The sequence below is a fragment of the Ruegeria sp. HKCCD9138 genome, from assembly GCF_057220975.1.
In genome coordinates, this window is sequence record NZ_JBWVAZ010000009.1 from 168,118 (window position 1) to 187,056 (window position 18,939).

Consider the following 18,939-nt stretch of genomic DNA (forward strand, 5'->3'; position numbering starts at 1 on the left):
ACCGGCATCACCGACAAACTTGAACGGGCGGGGATATCCTCGCCCGTTTGCAATCAAACAGGAGACACCAATGCTGACTTTGAAGCGTGCCGATCTTTTGATTGAAGCGGCCTACCTGAACGGAGAATGGGTGGCGCGCGACAATAGGTTCCATGTCTCGAACCCCTCGACCGGAGAGGTTTTGGCGCACGTTGCAGATTGCTCCGCAGTCGATGCTCATAGCGCCATCGAAACTGCGCGGATTGCTCAAAAGGACTGGGCGACAATGACCGGCAAGGAGCGTGCCGCAATTCTGCGCAAATGGTTCGATCTGATGGTCGCCAACGTGGATGATTTGGGCGCGATCCTGACTGCCGAGATGGGCAAGCCACTGGCCGAGGCCAAAGGAGAAGTCATGTACGGGGCCAGCTTTGTCGAATGGTTCGGTGAAGAAGCCAAGCGTGTCTATGGCGATACAATTCCGGGCCATCAGCGCGACAAGCGTATCATAGTTATGAAGCAACCGATTGGAGTGGTTGGTGCCATTACGCCTTGGAATTTCCCGAATGCGATGATCGCTCGCAAAGTCGCACCGGCGCTTGCGGCCGGGTGCGCCATGGTCGTGAAACCTGCCGCCGAGACGCCATTGTCGGCACTGGCGATGGCCAGGTTGGGAGAGGAGGCCGGTATTCCACCAGGGCTTCTGTCTGTGGTTACTTCTACCGATAGTGTCGGGATCGGCAAGGCATTCAGCGACAACCCGGTGATGCGCAAGATCAGCTTCACCGGTTCGACCCGTGTCGGCAAAATCCTGGCGCAACAGGGGGCGGACCAGATCAAGAAGCTCTCGCTGGAACTGGGCGGCAACGCGCCCTTCATCGTGTGCGACGATGCTGATCTGGATAAGGCCGTGGAAGGCGCGATGATCTCGAAATTCCGGAATGCCGGTCAAACCTGCGTTTGCACGAACCGGTTTTATGTGCAGGACGGTATCCATGACGCATTCGTTGAAAAGCTGTCCGCTGCCGTTGCTGCCTTACCGGTCGGAGATGGCTTTGCCGCAGGAACGGCAATCGGCCCCCTTATCACACCTGCGGCGGTTTCCAAAATCCGGGAGCACATCGCAGATGCAGTTGAGAACGGCGGAGAAATCGCCACAGGTGGAGCGGCGCACGAATTGGGCGGGACATTCTTTGAACCAACCGTAATCAAGGGAGCAACTAAAAAGATGAAGGTTGCGCGTGAAGAAACATTCGGTCCGCTGGCCCCGGTTTTCCGATTCTCGGAAGTCGGAGAGGCAATCGCTTCCGCGAACGACACCGAATTTGGACTGGCGTCTTATGTTTACACGCAGAACATCTCGCAGGTCTGGCGTTTCATGGAAGAACTTGAGTATGGAATGGTCGGCGTGAACACGGGCCTGATTTCCACCGAAGTCGCCCCATTCGGTGGCATCAAGGAAAGTGGTGCGGGGCGGGAAGGCTCAAAATACGGGATCGAGGATTACCTTGAGCTGAAATACTGCTGCGTAAACATCTAGCTTGGCATTCGCGCAATGGTCAGATCGATCCCGGTATGCGCGCCTTTGCCGTTTTCTTTCGCTTCCCGCAGGATTGGCATTGTGCAAGCGACACCCACCATCCGACATCTATTGGCAAATGCCTCTCAAGACGCGTCGTCATCGAGACACTGAACAACCTGAAGCACTGTTCCATTGATCTGTGCTTCTGGGGCACACGCAAATCCAAGAAGCAGGCCGGGCCTGACACTGGCCTGATCCCGAAAGATCGAGAGCGGCAGACAGTCGACGCCGGCGTCCCATAGCCGCCGAGCCGCCACCTGATCCGAAACTTCAGAATCAACAAAACGGGTCACCAGATGCATTCCAGCGCGACAGGGCTCGGCAACAAGCTTTGAAGAAGCGTGGTTTTGCAAGGCTGTAACAAGAACGTCGCGCCGGGACTGATAGGCTTGTTTCATCTTGCGAACATGGGCGTTGAAGCTTCCGTCTTCCATGAAACAGGCCATCGCCTTTTGCTGCAGCAGCGAGACATTCTGACTCAACAATGTTTCTGCGGCGGAGAAAGCCGAATTCAGGCCCGGCGGACAAATCAAATAGCCAAGCCGAATGGCCGGGAACATGGTCTTGGAAAAACTGCCGACATAAAGGACCCGCCCATGTTTGTCCAAAGCCTTCAGGGCGGGTTGTGGACGTTCCTCGTAATGAAACTCGCTGTCGTAGTCGTCTTCAATGATCCAGGCACCTTGAGCGTTGGCAACGTCCAAAAGTTCAAGCCGGCGGGTCAGGCTCATTGTAATCCCAAGTGGGTGTTGATGAGAGGGCGTGACAAAAACAAGATCGCAGCGATCATAGTTTTTCAGCGCATAAGACATTGAAAAACCTTCAGTATCCAGAAGAACGGACCTAATATCCATCCCGTGAAGCCTAGCTGCATCGCGAAAGGCGATATGTCCGGGATCTTCCATCCAGATCGTTGCGCCCGGACTGGATAGCGTCAGTAGCACAATCGAAAACGCCTGTTGGGCCCCTGATGTCACAATGATCTGGTCGGGCGCGCATTCTATGCCGCGGCTGTCACGGACGTGAGCGGCAATTGCCAACTTAAGCTCGTCCAGACCACTGGATGGACCGTACCCAAAAAGTGAGTTGTCGCTGATCCGGATCGCACGAGACTGGGCCTCGGCCCAGGCTTTTCGCGGAAAAAGGTCAAGCGCCGGAATGCCGGGGCGGAAGGCCCGCACGTGTGAAAGCCGCGTTGTTGCCAATGAGCTTTCTATTTGGCTTACACGAGGCGAAACAGGCCCGGTTCCAGTCTTGTGTATGCGCCGCCGCCTGCGTACCGGTGTGATCGGAAAGTCGCCTGATGACAGTTGCGCCACATAGGTCCCTGATCCGTGGCGGGTTTCCAGAAAGCCTTCGCTGGTAAGTTGCTCGTACGCGTTTTTTACTGTCAGGCGCGAAACCCTCAGATCTGACGCAAGCTGTCGGGTGGAAGGCATTCGGGCCGCCTGCACCAGGGTTCCATCAAGCACGGCTTTGCGAATCTTGTTCTCAAGCTGGCGCATGAGCGACGTTTTACTCTGGCGGTCCAAACTGATCATCGAAAGAAGGGCACCACCGGTTTTCTTCATTTTTTGGCGACCTGTTTCAAAAGTGGATATAGTAGTTTTTCCTGAATGGGTATTTTAGCATACCCATTTATCCGTGCAAAGTAACCACGTTCGACCGCAGAGCTTGTGGCGAACGTGGTTGCACGCAAAACCTCGCAATAATCGGGTCGAAAGATACAAGGATCGAGAAATGTCGGATTATCCGAAATTCCCGGAAGGCTTAAGCCTGATTTCCCGGTGGAAGGCCGGCGATCTTGCCGCCCGAGAGGAATTGCGCCAGATCTTTGACGATACAATAGCTGGTAAAATGGATGCGGATTTTGCACGCCCTTCTACGACAGACCGTGTTCATGTTTCGGCGTCCGTCCATATGCTGGCACTGGCCATTCTGCATGATCTTTATGGCATCGACTCGGCGGCGTACTACAAGGGCGACCCGGTTCGTTACGCACGTACGAACCTGATAACCAGTCGCCTTCTGGGTGTGGACAAAGTTTATACAGTCTGGGCCCTGTACGGCTTTACCTGCGAGCAGGTGGGTCAGAAGATGATGTATCCCGATCGGTTCCCACCGGGCTCGGATCCGGATGAGCCACTGATCAACAAGGATAATTGGCAGGACTTGAAGACTCCGGATTTCAACAGCGGAGTGGCCAAGGTCATCACCGATATGCTGCGTGAGACCGAGCGTTTGACAGGGATGGAACCGCTCCTGCAGATCTCGGCACCTTACAGTTTCGCGGCGGACATCTACGGGCAGGAACCGCTGCTGGCGGATGTGGTGCACGATCCGGATTTCGTGAACGAACTGTTGGACTTTCTCGCTGACACTGTGCTGACACCATGGATCGAGCATTTCATCAACGAGTTTCCGAATGGCTGGATCGAGCTTTCGGATGCGTCGGGATCGCCTTTCTTCATTGGACCGGAGAACTGCAAGAGCATGGCGATCCGCTCAATGCGGCGGATGACCAAAGGGAAGCCTTGGGCCGATCGCCTGTTCGATTGCAACTATCGTGGCGACCATGTTGCGACGGCAACAAAGCGGAATCGGGGATCGCGCCGCCGTGGTGCAGCCGGAGTAAGCAACGGCTCTGGCGTGGGATTGTTGGAGCTGATGGATCATAAACACGCCGTTTGTCCGAAGTTTGTTATGCGGCTGGAAGCGGACAAGGTCGAAGTACCCTTCTATGTCGATCAGGCGATTCAACGTGGCGTACCTCTGACGACAGGGATTGGTTCGCGGCAGATCGATGCCAACAGTATTGGCGATCTTGAAGAGGCCAAGGCTGAAATCCGGAAAGTCGCCGAGACGTTCGTCGCCGCACAAAAGGAAGTGGCGTCAAAGGTCACCATGCCGTTGGATCGCTTCCGGCATCAACCGTGGCCAAGCCATATCTATTTTGAAGACGTTGCTGCCGAATCTCAGTTCGAAATGATCGAGATCATCATCAGAACAGTAAGAGAGCAGGGGGCTTTTGCGTAGTGACGGGCGTAAACGGAAATTGGAAAAAAGCGAAGGCCGGAGCGCCGGGAAGCCGGAAAACGGTTTGGCCTTTGAATTGAATGACGCTGACACTTAGTAATAACGATGGTCTCAATTGGCGGAAATGAGCTTGTTGCCTGATTGAACAGAGCCTGCAGGCATCACCGCATTCCTCAGTTTATTCTCATTGAATTAACCCAACCGCTCACGAAGTCGAGCCGCTTCATTGAATCCAAAAACACCAGTAGGCTTGGGCCAAGCTTGACGGCCCCTTCAAGGTTTTTGGGTTCGAGTTCACCTTCGACTATTGGATAAAACCCGGAGGATTCCACAAGTCGCGGCCTGTCCGCCAACGTGATGAGGAAGTCCACCATGGCTTCTGCTGTCTTTTCGTTTTTGGCATTTCCGGGTATCAGAACGGTCCTCAAAATTGCGGTCTGAAAATCACCGAATTCAACCACCTGAACGTTCGGTTTGCCCTCGGCAACCCTGCGCAGGGCGTAGCTGCCAAGCACGTTATAGGCAAATGCCAGACGCCCGCGATCGACGTCCCGTATCATGTCGGCAGAACAACAATAGAGCTTCGTTCCCGCGAGCCCGAAAACCTCGGTCAGCCGCCAATATGTTTGGGAACTGAGTGAATCCTGAGTGGCCAAAAGATATCCCAGGCCCGACAGCCGTATGTCATAAGTCCCAATTCGGCCTCTGAATTTGTCCGTATCCTGACGAACCAGTTCGACCAGGGCCTGTCGGCTGCGGGGGATTTCAACATCATGAAACGCAGACCGTGAGATCAGAAAGACGGCCGGTTCGAAGGTGAACGCAAAGACACGGTTCCGCCACTTTCCACCAGCCGGAAGCCTTTGCGTTGCCTCGGAAAAATACTCCCGGGCAAGATTGTCGTTTGCGATTTTCACCTGCAAATCCATCGCCGAAGAAATCGCCAGGTCGAATTCTGCTTTTTCTTCATAAATGGCCGCAAAAATCTGCTGGCTGCTCGCTACGGTGTAGTCAATTCCGGTATTTGGATGCTCTTCCAAAAACGCCAATAGGAGAGGCTCGAATATCTCGATGTCGGACGTCGAAATGATCCTCAGGATATCGCTCGTATCTTCCCGCCCATAAAACCGGCGTTCTTCGAATTCGAAGGCATGGGCCCAACCGAAACCCGTTATGAATACAAGGGCAGCAACAAGGATACGCATGAACCCCTCACTTTATTTCTGGAAATTTCGATCCTGCCATTGTGTACTTTAAGTGCATCAGACACAATTTTGAGTCCCAACCCAATGCCCTCTGTATTTGTCGTTTCGATGCCCCGAAAGAACAATTCGGTGGCCCGGGTTGCATCCTCATCAGAAAAACCGGGGCCTTGGTCTTCAATTCTGACAATGCCGAAGTCGCCCTGCTTTAGGCACGAAATCTCGACCGTGGAATCTGACCCAGAGTACTTGATGGCGTTGTCCAGAACGTTGCCTATGGCGCTTTGCATCAGCAACGGATCCGCGGCAACCATCACTTCCGGGTCCTGCTGAGACACGCGCAATTCGATGCCTTTCATTTCAGCAATTGGGAAGAACCGGGAAATGGATTTCTCTATGAGGTCGTATAAGTTAACTGGCGCCAGTTGCGGGTTTTGGGCGCGAAATGCAACGGTCGCATGATCAAGCAATTGAGACGCGGAACGAGAAGACTCTCGGGCGGCGACGATTATTTCGCGGATCTTGTCCCGTGATTTTTGGGTGGTCGCGAACCTCAGCGCTATCTCGGCGTTGGTCTGCGCAAGCGCCATCGGCGTTCGAATGCGATGCGCGGCTTCTGCAATGAACTCTTCGGCTTTGTCGAGAGAGCCCGACAGTCTGGTTATGAAGCTGTTGAGTGCCGTGATCAGTGGTGCGACCTCAACCGGCACTTCCCGGTCAACCGGGCGCAAGTCTTCTGGTCCACGGCGTTCAATAGCATTAACCAGCGATCTTAGTGGTTTCAATGCGGATTGCGACGCCAGAAGACAAAGCACGGCGGAAACGACGAAAAACCCTATTCCAACCCCAGTTGCAATCGTCTGAACCTGCGAGACCGTTCTGTGGTACCCTTCTCGCGTCTGAGCTAAAGTGATCGAAACGGCAGTCGAAACTCCTTCCACATCAAGCGCGCGATACAGTGTTACAGTTCGCACCGGTTCGCCTTGAAATTCTTCGGTTGAGTATGCTTGCCCCGCAAATGCATTTGCCGGATTGGCAGGTTGCAACGCGTGATATCCCGTGACTGTACGCTCTCCGACGGCAACGCGATAAAAGATGGCATCCTCACTGATTGCTTCCAGCATCGCAAAGGCGGAATAGGGCAGATCCAGTTGCGGTCGGCCGTCCTCTGAGTGCATGACACTTGCAATGGTTGCTGCCGCGGCAAACAGGGCGCTGTCCTGTGCCGATTGCGCTATTCGCTCGCCGATCAGGCGGACGGCAAGAACAAACAACACCGTCAGGATCAGCGCGACCAATGTGAGTTGCAACACCAGCCGCCGCTGAACTGAACCTTTGATCGGAGTCGAAGCAGCTAGGGGCACAAAATGCGATACCCCCTGCCTCTGACAGTTTCGATTTTCAGGTTGGAATGCTCAAGTTTGCGCCGAAGACGGCCGATATAGACCTCGATTGCATTTGATGAACCTTCGTCGCCGAATGAAAACAAACGATCCATGAGATGCTCTTTCGAGTGGACCCGATCCGGGGCATCCACAAGGGCTTCGAACAGGCGCAGTTCCTGAGTTCTCAGCGGCACCGGCTGTCCATCAACCGTCAGGGTACCGTCGAGCTGGTCAAACGAAACGTTCCCGATTTCGATCTGGTTCCGTGCGTCACCGCGCTTGCGGCGCAAAACGGCGCGAACGCGTGCTTCCAGTTCTGCAAAGTCGAAGGGTTTCACCAGAAAATCATCTGCGCCCAGATCCAGCACAGCCACTCTCTCCGAGATTTCACGGCTGGCTGTGATCACAATAATAGGTGTCAGGTCATTGATGTTTCTAAGATGCCTGAGAACGTCACGACCGTTTCCGTCCGGCAATGCCAGATCCAGCAGAATCATGTCGTAATTGGTCAGGTTTCTCATGGTATTTGCAGAAGAAACGTCTGACACCCCGTCGACGATGTGGCCATCCAGCTCAAGGCGCTCGGTGATCGCTTTCGACAATCCTATGTTGTCCTCGATGAGCAGGAACCGCACGTTACCTCGCAAAAATTGACCATGTGTCAGGTGGTTGTCAGGGTTACCAGGTAGGTTAGGGGTCACGATAAAGCAATCCAGCATTGCTTGCGAGGATATTGTCAATGGATCTCGGGAGGACATCATGACAAAAATGACCTTAACACGTCGCGCAATGATCACGGCGACGGCGGCCATCCTTAGCTTGGGAAGCAACGCTGCTTCTGCGGCGGATCAGATGGTGGAAAGCATTCATTTCCTGATCCCCGGCGGTGCAGGCGGCGGTTGGGACGGGACCGCGCGCGGCACCGGCGAGGCGCTGACCAAGTCCGGTCTTGTAGGCAACGCCAGCTACGAAAACATGTCCGGCGGTGGCGGCGGCAAGGCCATCGGTTTCCTGATTGAAAACGCGGAAAGCAATCACGGTACGCTGATGGTCAACTCGACCCCGATCGTCATCCGTTCGCTGACCGGTGTTTTCCCGCACAGCTTCCGCGATCTGACTTTGGTGGCAGGTACGATCGGTGACTATGCTGCATTTGTTGTCAGCAAGGACAGCCCGATCAATTCTATGAGTGACCTGGTCGAGACGTTCAAAGCAGACCCACGCGGTACCGCGATTGGTGGCGGGTCCGTTCCGGGCGGTATGGACCACCTGGTCGCCGCGATGGCATTTGAAGCCGCCGGCGAAGACCCGACGGCCGTAAAATACATTCCCTACGACGCGGGCGGCAAAGCAATGGCGGCCTTGCTGTCAGGCGAGATTGCCGCGCTTTCGACCGGCTTCTCGGAAGCCATCGATCTGGCCAATGCCGGGGAAGTGAAGATAATCGGTGTCACGTCAGACGACCGCGTGGCCAGCTTCCCGGATGCTCAAACGCTGAAAGAACAGGGCATCGATGCCTCTTTTGTGAACTGGCGCGGGTTCTTCGGCGCCCCAGGTCTGCCGGATGATCAAGCAGATCAATACCGCGCTGTCCTGGCGGCCATGTATGAGACACCGGAATGGGGTGAAGTGCGCGACCGGAACGGTTGGGTCGACATCCACAACTCCGGTGATGATTTCAAGGCTTTCCTGGAGCAGCAAGAGCAGGCCATCGGTGAACTGATGAAAAAGCTGGGCTTCCTCTAAAGACAATAACGGCGTGCCCGGCGCATCCGGGCACGCCGACACAAGAATGGGAGGATCGGAATGGCTCTGGACCGTGTCATCGCGCTCATCTTTTTGCTGATCTGTCTGGTTTACGGATACAACGCGTATTTCGTGATGGACGCGCTTTTGCCGCCCTTCATGCGGAACAACCCAATCTGGCCAAGCACTTTCCCCAAAGTTCTGAGTGTTCTGGGTATTCTGACGTCGCTGCTGATTGTGCTGGGGATCGAAAAATCCAATCACACTGCTGAAGTGGCAGAAATCAACTACCGCAAACTCACCGAGTACAAATTGGGTCAGGCCGTCGCACTGCTGCTGCTGATGGTGTTTTACGCATTTGCGCTGCGTCCGATTGGATTTCTTGTGTCGACCACCGTTTTCCTCGTGGGCGGCTCGGCGATCCTGGGTGAGCGTCGCTGGGGCATCATGATCCTTGTCAGCGTCATCGCCGCCGGTTTCGTCTGGTACCTCGTGGATGAGGTCCTGGGGATATTCATGCGGCCCTTGCCGTGGTTCCTGTCGTGAGGGAGGGCGCACATGCTTGAAGGAATTCTCATTGGTCTGGGCACTGCCTTTTCGATTACCAACATCCTGATGGTGATCGGGGGGTGCCTGATAGGCACATTCATCGGCATGTTGCCCGGTCTGGGGCCGATGTCGATCATCTCGATCATGATCCCCGTTGCAATCAGCCTTGGCGACCCGTCGGCAGCGTTGATTTTGCTGGCCGGGGTGTACTATGGCGCTATTTTCGGCGGGTCTACTTCGTCGATCCTGATCAATGCGCCGGGTGTTGCTTCGACAGTCGCATCCAGCTTTGATGGCTACCCACTGGCTCGGGCAGGCAAAGCTGGTAAGGCGTTGACTGTTGCCGCGATCTCATCATTCGCAGGTGGGTCCGTCGGTGCCATTCTGTTGATGATTTTCGCACCAGCACTGGCATCGGTCGCTCTTCTTTTCCACTCAGCTGAGTACTTCGCACTTATGGTTGTGGGTCTTTCCGCAATCGCGGCATTTGCTGGGTCCGGCCAGGTTGGCAAGGCTCTGATGATGACGCTGCTTGGCCTGATCATGGCTACGGTGGGCGAGGGTGCCCTATTCAACATGCCGCGCTTTACCGGTGGCATTCAGGATCTGCAGTCCGGGTTTGGCTTCATCACGCTGGCAATGGCGATGTTTGCGATGCCGGAAGCAATCTTCCTTGTGTTGGATCCCTCGCGTTCAGGTGGTGACGATGGCAAATCGCAGGAGATTAAGGATCTGCGTATCACCAAGGAGGAAGCCAAATCCATTGCGCCGGTCATTGGCCGTCAGTCGATCCAGGGATTCCTGATCGGCGTACTTCCGGGGGCGGGGGCGACCATCGCGTCCTTCCTGGGCTATGCGGTCGAGCGCAACATTGCACCAAAGGATGAGCAAGAGCAGTTCGGCAAAGGTTCGATCAAAGGTCTGGCCGCGCCGGAATCGGCGAACAACGCCGCGTGTACCGGGTCGTTCGTGCCACTTCTGACACTTGGTATTCCGGGGTCAGGGACCACTGCAATCCTGCTTGGCGCGCTGATTGCGCTTAACGTCTCGCCGGGCCCGCGCCTGATGATCGACAATCCGTCGATCTTCTGGGCGGTGATCATCTCGATGTATCTCGGCAACCTGATCCTGCTGATCCTGAACCTGCCGTTGATCCCGTATATCGCAAAAGTTCTCGCGGTTCCGCGCAACTACCTGATCCCCTTCATTCTGTTCTTCACGCTGATGGGGGCCTATATCGGGCAGAACAACGCGACCGAGTTGCTGCTGCTGACGGGCATGGGTGTGGTCGCGACGATCCTGAGATTTGCGGACTATCCGCTGGCGCCGGCGCTGATCGGCTTTATCCTCGGATCGATGCTCGAAGACAACTTTGCCCGCTCCATGCAGCTTGCGGATGGCATCGGCTTTATCTTTGATCGCCCGATGACATTAGGTCTGCTGGTTCTGGCCATTATTCTGGTGCTCTTGCCCAGCTACCGGGCCCGCCGCGCCAAGGCACGTGCCGAAGGTGTCGCCGACGGAGATTGATCCTGACTGCAACTGCTCCTCTGTTTCCGGAGGGGCAGTTCTGCGAAATCGGCTGTTTTTGCCAAAGGAATTCATACGAGAATGTTGTGATCGGCGTTATACTCGGCGCATTACGAATGTTCGGTAGTTTCGATTGGAAAGTGGATTCAAGATGCCTGCGGATACCCTGATTGAATGGAGCTCCGGTGCACCTGGGCAGACTGAGACCGTCGAGGTCAGCGTGGACAGCGACGGTCGTGTCAGCCTTAGTCAGCGATTGGGTGGGGGGACGCATCAGCTATCCGGGGAAGCGCTTGAAGACCTCAAAAGGTTCGTTGAAGAGGAGGCGGTCTTTCCGTCGATTGAGCAGGAAAAACTGGATGCGGAAATCAGGCATGCAGAAGTTGTCCGCCACAACAGTGATACGGAGCAGGTGACGTTCTTTGGTCAGCCGCAGGCCGATGCGGCAATGACGACGATCAGATCCAATCTGGGCGGCGCTGTTCATGAGGTAAGCCGGGCGGATCTTCTCGGGGATATGCAGCGCTATCAGGAAGTTGACGAACTTGGGCGTCTGCGAAGCATTCAACTCCGGCTTCTTGAACTTGCCGAGGGTCTGGCTGGCAGCTCACCTTGAACAATGAAGCGGCAAGCAACCTGACCTCCAGTTGGTTCGTTTAAGTATTGTGCAACGCCGTCGGTGAAACGACAATCGGCGTTGTTCGGTCAATCGCGCATGTGTCCACGGCGTGGCGCACACCCATCAATCCCATTTCAGCTATACGCAGCATACTCGGCAGGGCGTAGGGATCGGCCGCGTTGTAGTCCACCTGATAGCCCATGTCTTCAAAGCAGGCGACTGACATTGCGCTGATCGGACGGGTCGCGCCACTGAGGAACCCCGTCAAAAGTTCATCGCCGAAGACAGCCTCGCGCCAGTGCCCGTCCCGTGTGCCCGGCCCACCCGTGTTGGCGACCGGCACATCTGTCGGAGCGTTGCCAAGGACCGGATCTGCTGCGCCTCGCAGCAACCCGTATTCCCGACGTGCATTGGCGCCGGTAAAGACCGGATTCACCGTGCCTGCGCCCTGGATCAGGTTCATATGCTGCCAGAGCGTTCCAAAGCCGAGGACATGCGCCATCTCGTGGAGGATCACGTCTTCCAGGCTACCGTCAGCCTCCATATTGCCAAGATCGGCGGTGTCAAAGGACATGATGCCCTTGATCGGGATGCCAGAACCGGGTCGGATGAAACGCGGCCCGGCCTGACCGAGAACACTCCCAACACCATCGATCGGAACGCCTTGTGCTTCGATCAGGACGTCGTCGATTATCTCGCCTTCGACAGTCGCGGGCGGTACGTCTCCGACTATCACCTGAGACCACCGCGCTGCCGCGCTTGCGAATGCAAGCTGCTGGGCCGGGCTAAGCCCACCGATAAAACGAACGTCGATGTGAAATGGTGCTGTCGCGACCGTGTCGGTTGTAAGGCCGAGCGTCCAACTGCTGAGCGCACCGCCGTCGAATGCGGCATGGTCTTCAACCACTAGCACCCATGTACCTTCGGCTGTTGTCCCCTGAAAGTCTGTTAGGTCGCCCTCGGGCCGATATGTACCTCGGAAGGGCGCGACGCCGTCGCTTATTGCTGTGGTTGCGGTTTGCCGGAAGATCGAGCCGTCGAAATCGTCCCTCGACCCGCCTCTGCGACGCGCGAGGACAACCGTTGTGCCATCCGGAGCAATCAGCCGAAGCTCAAGGTCACCGACCCATGTGTGGATGATGTTCACGGTCACTTCGACTTCTTCGACAGTCGCCGCCCCAAGACCTGTCACGTCAAGTTCTGATCGGAATGTATCCGGTGGGCCGGAATCGATGAATACAGGGCTGGTGTTTGTAAATTCGTGGCGCATAGCTGAGCCTCCAAAATAAGTGATAGAAAAATGTCGCTGGGTAATGCCGCATTGTACCAAATTCCGCGTGATTTTTGTATCCTCTGACGATGGTAGCCGGGTTCGCCCTGGCTTGGGCCATGTCATTTGAAACCTGATTGACGCAGCGACTTCACAACCTTTTGCAAACGCGGACGTATTCCGCGCGGCGCTTTCGATCATCGCCTTCGCTGAATTTTGCACAGAATTTTACCTGAGATTTGAGGAAGAAACAGATCGCGCTACCTTTTGGTGTGGGAAAGTAAACATGGAGATTGCAAAGAGGCCATTACAACTCCTCTGTCTCATCATCCTGACCTTCCTGTTGGCAGACCGGTCGAATGGTCAGGTTGACACGACGGAAGACGCCGGGAACCGGGTGTTGCACACGGTGATTGAAGGGCCAATCGGCCCGGCAACCGTGCATCACATAGCGCGCGTGCTTGAGCGTTCAGAAGACCGGAAAACTTCGGCAGTTGTGCTGCAACTCAACACCCCTGGCGGGTTGGCTGATGCAACGCGCGAAATCATTTCAGAAATCCTGTTGTCACCGGTTCCGGTGATCACCTATGTCGCTCCGCCCGGCGCCCATGCTGCCAGCGCGGGCACCTATATTCTTTATGCCAGTCATATTGCCGCGATGGCTCCGGGAACCAATCTGGGTGCGGCGACACCGGTGGCGATCGGTGGGCTGCCGGGTGGGTTGCCCGGGCAACCGACCGACGCCGCGGACGAAAAGGATGACGAAGCCAAAGGAGAGGCCGAAGACCCTCTGGCGCCAAAGGATGCCATGTCGGCCAAAGCCACCAATGACGCAGCGGCCCTGATCCGCAGCCTGGCCGAGATGCACGGCCGTAACGCAGACTGGGCTGAAAGTGCGGTACGGCGGGCCGAAAGCTTGTCGGCGGCGCAAGCTCTGGAGCTGAATGTCATCGACCTGATGGCCGCGGACCTCAACGCGCTTTTACGGGATGTCGACGGACGCAGCGTGGTGATGGGTGAAACCCGACAAACACTGAATGTCTCTGGATTGCCCGTGGAACGGATCGAGATGGCGACGGTCACCCGCATTCTCAGCATTCTGTCAAACCCGAATGTGGCGTTGGTGCTGATGATGCTTGGCATCTATGGTTTGATCTTTGAGTTCTGGAACCCCGGCGCGATTGTTCCCGGCGTTGTCGGTGCCATCTGCCTGACGCTCGGACTGTATGCGCTCAACCAATTGCCGCTCGATTACGCCGGGCTGGCGCTGATCGGGCTCGGGATTGCCTTCATGGTGGCGGAAGCCTTTTCGCCCAGCTTCGGGGTGCTGGGCCTGGGTGGGATTGTCGCCTTTTCACTGGGTGCCGCGATGCTCGTGGACACGGATGTTGAAGCCTACCGTATCTCTTGGTGGCTGATCGGGGTCATGGCGCTGGTCAGTGCCTCGGTTCTGGCCGTGCTTTTGGGATACACGGTTCACACGTACCGGCGCGCTCCGGTATCGGGTTCTGCGCGGATGTTGGGGGCGCAGGCCCGCGTGCTTGAATGGTCGGGAGGCACCGGTTTCGTCTGGGTCGAGGGTGAACGATGGCAAGCTCAGGGAGAGGTCGGCCTTCAGCCAGGACAAGACGTTCATGTGTTGGACGTTGACGGTCTGACACTGCGTGTCGGGCGGGCGACCGAGGGCAATCCAAAGCCAAGCGGAGGAGTGTGATGATGGAAGTAATCCAATTCGAATGGATCGCCTATTTAATCGCTCTCGTGCTGGTGATCCTGTTTCTGCAAGCGGCCATCTATATCTTCCGGGAATATGAGCGCGGAGTTCTATTCACCCTCGGCCGCTTCACACGGGTTTCGGGGCCGGGTTTTGTTTTGATCATCCCGGTCGTGCAGCAGCTTGTACGCACTGACTTGCGCATGTTCGTTGAAGATGTGCCCAGCCAGGACGTGATCAGCCGCGACAACGTTTCGGTCAAGGTCAACGCGGTGATCTATTTTCGCATCGTCGATCCGCAACGTGCCATCATAAATGTGGCTGATTTCCGGGCAGCTGTCAGCCAACTGGCGCAAACCACTTTGCGGTCTGTTCTTGGTAAACATGAACTTGACGAAATGTTGGCCGAGCGTGACAAGCTCAACGCCGACATTCAGGAGATTCTGGACCGTCAGACCGATGCCTGGGGTATCAAGGTGGCAAATGTCGAGATCAAGCATGTCGATATCGATGAAAGCATGGTGCGCGCAATTGCCAAACAGGCCGAAGCCGAACGCCTGCGTCGGGCCCGGGTCATCAATGCGCAAGGTGAGTTTCAGGCGGCGTCGAAACTGGTGGAAGCCGGCAAACTGCTGGCGACCCAACCAAATTCCATGCAGCTGCGATATTTCAATGCTCTCAATGACATTGCTGCGGACGGTACGACAACGGTTGTATTTCCATTGCCGATCGATCTTCTTCCCAAATCAAACAAGAAGAATGAATGAAGCACTTTCAGGCGTCATTCACAGGTGATGTGTTGGATGTTTGTCCCTTGTTACTCAGCAAGTCTGGATGCCTTTATCCAAGGGACCATTTTTCGCTCTGGAAAGGATGACAACACCGGCGGATACCGTTTCGCGACAAAGCCCGGCCTCATTGGGCCGATCAGGTTTGGATCACTTGCCATCCTGCGCCGGGATGGGTACCTCGAGGCTGACCTTTTTGCGCCCCATAACGACGGACGTTCGAAACCGCCTGACGTTGGAGTTGTTGAAAAACAGGCGCTTTGTGAGCGCCTCGAAATCATCCATGTCGATGGCGGTGCAGATCAGACAGAAATCCGCTTCACCCGTCACATAGTAGCATTGCTGCACCATCGGTTCGGACTGAATGCGCCGGGTGAAGGCATCGATCTGATCTTGCCGCTCGCGATCAAGTTCGACCATCACGACAAACGTCATGGCCACGCCAACTTTCTTCGCGTCGATCACAGCCACTTCGCGCGCAATCTGTCCGTTGTCACGCAATGCCCTGAGCCGCCTTTGAACGGACGCCACCGACAACCCGGTTTCGGAGGACATGGCCTCCAGCCCACGGCGCGAGTCCGTTTGCATCATGCTCAAAAGCTGTGCGTCCTGGGCATCCATAAGAAATCTCCGTGATTGTTTGCGTGGATGTGAGAATAATTCTCTCAGTTTAGACAATCGGTGATCAATATGGCGCACGAAAATCAGGTAACTTTACGGTCATGGAACAAAGAATCGTACTAAACCCGGAAAAACCGCGTTCGCTTTGGCGCACAAATTCACTCTATAGCCCCAGCCCGCTGAACAAAGTCACGTATCGCGGCCGACGGCTGTTGATCAAAGATGAAACCGCGCGCATGGGTTTGGGAGCATTCAAGGCGCTTGGCGGCATTTATGCAGTAGCCCAGATGATTGCGGACAGGGCGGGCGTGGGTCCTGAGCCGCTAGCCATTGACAGTGATGCCTTTCGGCGAACAGCTCAAGAGATGACATTCGTTTGCGCAAGTGCCGGCAATCACGGAATGGCGGTTGCCGCTGGTGCGCAGCTATATGGTGCCAGCGCGCGCATCCATTTGGCAGAAACTGTTCCAGAGGCTTTTGCCACAAGGTTACGTGACAAAGGGGCCGAAGTAATTCGATCCGGAGTGGATTACGAAGCCAGCGTGGCTGCAGCCATCAAGGACTCGGAAGAAAGCGGCGCCTTGCATTTGGCTGATGGGTCATGGCCCGGTTACACCGAACCTCCGCGTCTGGTGATGGAAGGGTACACCGTAATGGCCGAAGAAATGCGCGAAACCTTCGAGGCGTCGGGGGAATGGCCGAGCCATGTGTATCTACAGGCCGGCGTCGGTGGGCTGGCGGCTGCTGTGGCCTACATGATCCGGGCCAACTGGTCTGTGCAGCCGCGCATCCTTGTGGTCGAACCCGACGCAGCTCCTTGCCTGCGCGAGAGTGCCAAGGCCGGACACCTGGTGACTGTTGCGGGACCGCAGTCAAATATGGGTCGTCTGGATTGCAAAACACCTTCGATGCTTGCCTATGAGATTCTGCGCAATGCTGCCGACGATTGGCTGATGATAACCGATGCAACTGCCACAGAGGCCGTGGGCGCTGCCAGGGAGATGGGTTACTCTACGACTCCGTCCGGTGCGGCAGGGCTTGCAGCTTGCCTGAGGGGCGACGCCTCCGTGCCCCTGGTTATCCTGTCTGAAGGGGGTTTGGTCGATGATTGATCTGAAGGCCTTTCGCCGTGATTTGCATATGCACCCCGAAACAGGTTTTGATCTGAGCCGGACTGCAGCGCTGATCGCCGACCGTCTCGAAGCTGCAGGCCTGGAAGTCGCCCGGGGGGTCGGCAAGACCGGTTTGGTTGCCACACTGCGTCGTGGGACTTCGGAAATCGGGATTGGGCTGCGCGCAGACATGGACGCGCTGCCCATAGAAGAGGCAAACGAGTTTAAGCATCGATCAACTGTTCCGGGCAAATTTCATGGCTGCGGGCACGACGGGCACAGCACCATGCTGCTGGGATCTGCCTTGGCTTTGGCCAATGATCCCGATCTGGATCGCACGGTCCATTTCGTTTTTCAACCAAACGAAGAAAACGGTCTGGGGGCGGCTGCCATGATCGATGACGGTCTCTTTGAACGGTTCCCGATGAGCGCAATCTTTGGCCTGCACAATCTTCCCGGATTGGAGGTCGGTCATTTTGCAACACAACCCGGACCGTTCTGCGCGTTCGAGGACAATTTCGAGATCGTCATCGAAGGGCGAGGAGGTCACGCCTCGATGCCTGAAAAAGGCATTGACCCAATCGTGACAGGCAGTGCGATTGTGCTGCAACTGCAGACGATTGTGTCCCGAAATCTTCCGCCAAGCGAACATGCAGTGGTATCGGTAACCGAGTTCATCACCGATGGTGCACGGAACATTCTGCCGAGCAAGGTAAGCATCCGAGGTGATTGCCGGGGGTTTTCGGCCCAGGTTTCGGATGCCATCGAAAAACGCATGCGTGACATCGTTGAAGGTGTCTGCCTGGCCCAGGGCGCAACCGGGAACATCAGCTATTCAAGATCTTTCGAGCCGCTCGTGAACAACCCGGATGCGACCGAAGCGATGGTGAACGCAGCGCAGGCAGTTGGGTCCATTGAACCGAATTATGGTCGCGTAGGGTTTTCCGAGGACTTTGCCGAGTTTCTAAAACACCGACCCGGCGCATTTGTCCTTATGGGCAACGGGACCGAGGGGCACAACGCAGTACCCCTTCACAACCCGACTTATGATTTCAACGACGAGGCAACACAGGCCGGAATCGATTTCTGGTGTCAGCTTGCCAAAGCCGAAGTTTGATTGCCAATTTCTGTAGCAGCCTCGGCAGGAAAGGGTACCGAACAAAAAACTGTGGCCAAATGCTGGCGCAGCATATTTGGCTCTGCGGCCGCTAATTAATGCTAGACTGATCAGACCGACATCTTCTGGAGGACAAAAAATTGGCGTGGATTATGGCATATGCCGGGGCAGTCCCCACGGCGAAGAAAGCGCAATACGAAGCACATGCCGCGCGGATGGCGCACATCTTCCGCAAGCACGGTGCAACGCGAGTCGTCGAAACATGGGGCGGAGCAGTCCCTCCGGGCGAAGTGACATCTTTCCCACTTGCCGTGCAGGCCGGCCCCGATGAAACGGTCGTGATGGGTTGGCAGGAATGGCCCGATCAAACGACGCAGGAAGCGAAGTTCGCAGAAGCCATGCAAGACCCGGAAATGGGTGACATGAAAGACGTCCCGATCAATGGAAAAACCATGATTTTTGCAGGGTTCGAGGTTTTGACGGACGTGTAAGCTGCCGAAACGTGTCGGAGCGGAGGTCCTTATCCCTTTCGTGGCGGAGCAACCGAGACCATCTGAGGCGCTCCGTTTGTTGTAAAAAACGAAAAATATGAAGCAAGCCACTGGCGTCAAATTGCAAACCAATACTCTGCCGACTGATCCGGCGCCGAATTATTTATCAACTTAAACCTGGCTTGTTGGCGATTTTCT

General features: G+C 55.8%; 17 protein-coding genes. 11 read left to right on the top strand and 6 right to left on the bottom strand.

All coding sequences use genetic code 11. The annotated features are described in order from the left end of the window. The first annotated feature begins 70 nt into the window (after nucleotides 1–70). Nucleotides 71–1,519 (top strand): NAD-dependent succinate-semialdehyde dehydrogenase, encoded by a 1,449-nt coding sequence (locus AC2TEL_RS15855; protein WP_480861741.1) that lies wholly within the window; start codon nucleotides 71–73, stop codon nucleotides 1,517–1,519. A 125-nt stretch (nucleotides 1,520–1,644) separates the two neighbouring features. Here the strand turns inward: AC2TEL_RS15855 and pdxR are convergent, their stop codons facing one another. Continuing rightward, the gene (gene pdxR / locus AC2TEL_RS15860; protein WP_480905215.1) at nucleotides 1,645–3,132 is read right to left on the bottom strand and encodes a MocR-like pyridoxine biosynthesis transcription factor PdxR; all 1,488 of its coding nucleotides are present in this window, start codon (nucleotides 3,130–3,132) and stop codon (nucleotides 1,645–1,647) included. A 169-nt stretch (nucleotides 3,133–3,301) separates the two neighbouring features. On the opposite strand from pdxR, the gene AC2TEL_RS15865 reads away from it, so the two are divergent. Next, nucleotides 3,302–4,597 (top strand): uroporphyrinogen decarboxylase family protein, encoded by a 1,296-nt coding sequence (locus AC2TEL_RS15865; protein ID WP_480905218.1) that lies wholly within the window; start codon nucleotides 3,302–3,304, stop codon nucleotides 4,595–4,597. Between the two features lie 173 nt (nucleotides 4,598–4,770). Here the strand turns inward: AC2TEL_RS15865 and AC2TEL_RS15870 are convergent, their stop codons facing one another. From AC2TEL_RS15870 to AC2TEL_RS15880, 3 genes are read right to left on the bottom strand one after another with little or no spacing between them, the layout of a single operon-like run. Further along, complete coding sequence (locus tag AC2TEL_RS15870) at nucleotides 4,771–5,802, bottom strand: ABC transporter substrate-binding protein (RefSeq protein WP_480905219.1); 1,032 nt, start codon at nucleotides 5,800–5,802, stop codon at nucleotides 4,771–4,773. Next, complete coding sequence (locus AC2TEL_RS15875; protein ID WP_480905222.1) at nucleotides 5,769–7,109, bottom strand: sensor histidine kinase N-terminal domain-containing protein; 1,341 nt, start codon at nucleotides 7,107–7,109, stop codon at nucleotides 5,769–5,771. Before AC2TEL_RS15875 ends, AC2TEL_RS15870 begins: the two co-directional genes overlap by 34 nt. Before the next feature lie 44 nt (nucleotides 7,110–7,153). Then, the gene (locus AC2TEL_RS15880) at nucleotides 7,154–7,945 is read right to left on the bottom strand and encodes a response regulator transcription factor (protein ID WP_480905225.1); all 792 of its coding nucleotides are present in this window, start codon (nucleotides 7,943–7,945) and stop codon (nucleotides 7,154–7,156) included. Between AC2TEL_RS15880 and AC2TEL_RS15885 the strand changes: the two genes are divergently transcribed. The 4 genes from AC2TEL_RS15885 to AC2TEL_RS15900 all read left to right on the top strand — a co-directional run bounded on the left by AC2TEL_RS15885 (nucleotide 7,944) and on the right by AC2TEL_RS15900 (nucleotide 11,625). Then, nucleotides 7,944–8,930, top strand: a complete 987-nt coding sequence (locus AC2TEL_RS15885) for a Bug family tripartite tricarboxylate transporter substrate binding protein (RefSeq protein WP_480841669.1) — start codon at nucleotides 7,944–7,946, stop codon at nucleotides 8,928–8,930. The two genes, AC2TEL_RS15880 and AC2TEL_RS15885, sit on opposite strands and share 2 nt — an antisense overlap. 60 nt (nucleotides 8,931–8,990) lie before the next feature. Next, nucleotides 8,991–9,476 carry a tripartite tricarboxylate transporter TctB family protein gene (locus AC2TEL_RS15890; RefSeq protein WP_480841671.1) on the top strand — a complete coding sequence of 162 codons (486 nt, stop codon included), beginning with the start codon at nucleotides 8,991–8,993 and terminating at the stop codon, nucleotides 9,474–9,476. Nucleotides 9,477–9,488: 12 nt separating this feature from the next. Beyond that, nucleotides 9,489–11,009, top strand: a complete 1,521-nt coding sequence (locus tag AC2TEL_RS15895) for a tripartite tricarboxylate transporter permease (RefSeq protein WP_480905228.1) — start codon at nucleotides 9,489–9,491, stop codon at nucleotides 11,007–11,009. 151 nt (nucleotides 11,010–11,160) lie between these two features. Beyond that, the gene (locus AC2TEL_RS15900; RefSeq protein WP_480905230.1) at nucleotides 11,161–11,625 is read left to right on the top strand and encodes a hypothetical protein; all 465 of its coding nucleotides are present in this window, start codon (nucleotides 11,161–11,163) and stop codon (nucleotides 11,623–11,625) included. Between the two features lie 40 nt (nucleotides 11,626–11,665). Here the strand turns inward: AC2TEL_RS15900 and AC2TEL_RS15905 are convergent, their stop codons facing one another. After that, nucleotides 11,666–12,898, bottom strand: coding sequence for a proprotein convertase P-domain-containing protein (locus tag AC2TEL_RS15905; RefSeq protein WP_480905233.1), 1,233 nt, complete (start codon nucleotides 12,896–12,898; stop codon nucleotides 11,666–11,668). A 286-nt stretch (nucleotides 12,899–13,184) separates the two neighbouring features. Between AC2TEL_RS15905 and AC2TEL_RS15910 the strand changes: the two genes are divergently transcribed. Then, complete coding sequence (locus AC2TEL_RS15910; protein WP_480905235.1) at nucleotides 13,185–14,612, top strand: NfeD family protein; 1,428 nt, start codon at nucleotides 13,185–13,187, stop codon at nucleotides 14,610–14,612. Beyond that, entirely contained in the window at nucleotides 14,612–15,379 is a 768-nt protein-coding gene (locus AC2TEL_RS15915) for a slipin family protein (protein ID WP_480841681.1), read from the top strand. Before AC2TEL_RS15910 ends, AC2TEL_RS15915 begins: the two co-directional genes overlap by 1 nt. Nucleotides 15,380–15,550: 171 nt before the next feature. Here the strand turns inward: AC2TEL_RS15915 and AC2TEL_RS15920 are convergent, their stop codons facing one another. Further along, on the bottom strand, nucleotides 15,551–16,021 hold the full coding sequence (locus tag AC2TEL_RS15920) for an Lrp/AsnC family transcriptional regulator (RefSeq protein WP_480905237.1): 471 nt from the start codon (nucleotides 16,019–16,021) through the stop codon (nucleotides 15,551–15,553). Between the two features lie 101 nt (nucleotides 16,022–16,122). On the opposite strand from AC2TEL_RS15920, the gene AC2TEL_RS15925 reads away from it, so the two are divergent. From AC2TEL_RS15925 to AC2TEL_RS15935, 3 genes are all read left to right on the top strand, one after another. Continuing rightward, a complete protein-coding gene (locus tag AC2TEL_RS15925) occupies nucleotides 16,123–17,133 on the top strand; it encodes a pyridoxal-phosphate dependent enzyme (protein ID WP_480905240.1) in 1,011 nt (336 codons plus the stop codon). Continuing rightward, complete coding sequence (locus AC2TEL_RS15930) at nucleotides 17,126–18,250, top strand: M20 aminoacylase family protein (RefSeq protein WP_480905242.1); 1,125 nt, start codon at nucleotides 17,126–17,128, stop codon at nucleotides 18,248–18,250. Before AC2TEL_RS15925 ends, AC2TEL_RS15930 begins: the two co-directional genes overlap by 8 nt. A 140-nt stretch (nucleotides 18,251–18,390) precedes the next feature. Further along, nucleotides 18,391–18,741, top strand: coding sequence for a DUF1428 domain-containing protein (locus AC2TEL_RS15935; protein ID WP_480841688.1), 351 nt, complete (start codon nucleotides 18,391–18,393; stop codon nucleotides 18,739–18,741). Nucleotides 18,742–18,939 lie beyond the last annotated feature (198 nt).